This is a genomic window from Pseudoduganella sp. RAF53_2 (assembly GCF_052113985.1).
Lineage (GTDB): Bacteria > Pseudomonadota > Gammaproteobacteria > Burkholderiales > Burkholderiaceae_D > Rugamonas.
The window spans coordinates 1-1,129 of the sequence record NZ_JBFRDW010001055.1 but is presented as its reverse complement, the minus strand read 5'-3'; the positions used below and the strand labels follow the sequence as shown (position 1 = coordinate 1,129).

Below are 1,129 nucleotides of genomic sequence, written 5' to 3'. Positions count from 1 at the left end.
GCCGAGCACCGCGTGGCGACCTACACCAATCTGAATCCGGGACATTATGTGTTCCGGGTGAAGGCGTCGAACCACCGCGGCACCTGGAATCAGGATGCGGCCACGCTGCGCATCACGATCACGCCGCCGTTCTGGCAGACCTGGTGGTTCCGCATTTCCGCCTCGGCGGCCGTGCTGGGCTTGCTGTGGGCGCTGTACCACTGGCGCATTCGCCGTTTGACGCGGCAGCAGGCCGAGCTGGAAAAGCTGGTGGCGGCGCGGACGGTGGAACTGGAGGAGTCCAACCGCAAACTGGCGGCGCTAAGCACGACGGACGGGCTGACGGGCGTCTCCAACCGCCGCGGTTTCGACCTGGCATTGGAAACCGAATGGCGCCGCGCCTCGCGCACCGGGCAGGCGGTTGCGCTGTCGATGCTGGACGTGGACTACTTCAAGAAATACAACGACCACTACGGCCACCAGGCGGGCGACGCCACCTTGCGCGCCGTCGCCCAGCTGATCACTTCGCACGGCCGGCGCAGCTCGGATCTGGTGGCGCGTTACGGGGGCGAAGAATTCGCCTTGCTGTCGGCAGCTACCGATGCCTCGGACGCGTTCGGCGTGGCCCAGGCAATCTGCTCGGAACTGGAACGGCTGATCATGCCGCATGACGCCTCCCCGTTCGGCCACGTGACGATCAGCATTGGCGTTGCCGTGCTTGTGCCATTGGAAGACAGYAGCCCCGACAAGCTCGTCGAAATGGCCGACCAGGCCCTCTACCGCGCCAAACAACGCGGCCGCAACCAGGCCCTGCTCGCCGTCCCCGAGTAAAATTTACACCATGGGGTCAGATCCGACATTCGTACACGAGCTTAACCGTAGCAGGGGGAATGGATACTCCATGCCTTCTGCCGGGTCAGGTCCCGCATTCATACGCGGGCTGATCCCATTCAATGGCCGAGATCGTGTACGAATGTCGGATCTGACCCCAAGGTTGACCGACGCAGCGCCTCCTGCTGCGTGCAGTTGGAATTGTGTACGAATGTCGGATCTGACCCCAGGGTTGGGGCCGCGGCCGGTGGCGCCGACGCCGCCGGGGCCGGATGATTGCTGCCATAGCGGCTGTACCTGGTGCGTCATGGATCTGTAC

Annotated in this window: 2 protein-coding genes; both read left to right on the top strand. The window is 64.2% G+C overall.

Annotated elements, in window-relative coordinates:
* A partial coding sequence (locus AB4Z11_RS32275; RefSeq protein ID WP_442030345.1) for a GGDEF domain-containing protein occupies window positions 1-810 on the top strand: 810 nt, incomplete at its 5' end.
* Between the two features lie 10 nt (window positions 811-820).
* Window positions 821-1,129: oxidoreductase-like domain-containing protein (locus tag AB4Z11_RS32270; RefSeq protein ID WP_442030343.1), on the top strand; the 309-nt coding region annotated here is incomplete at its 3' end.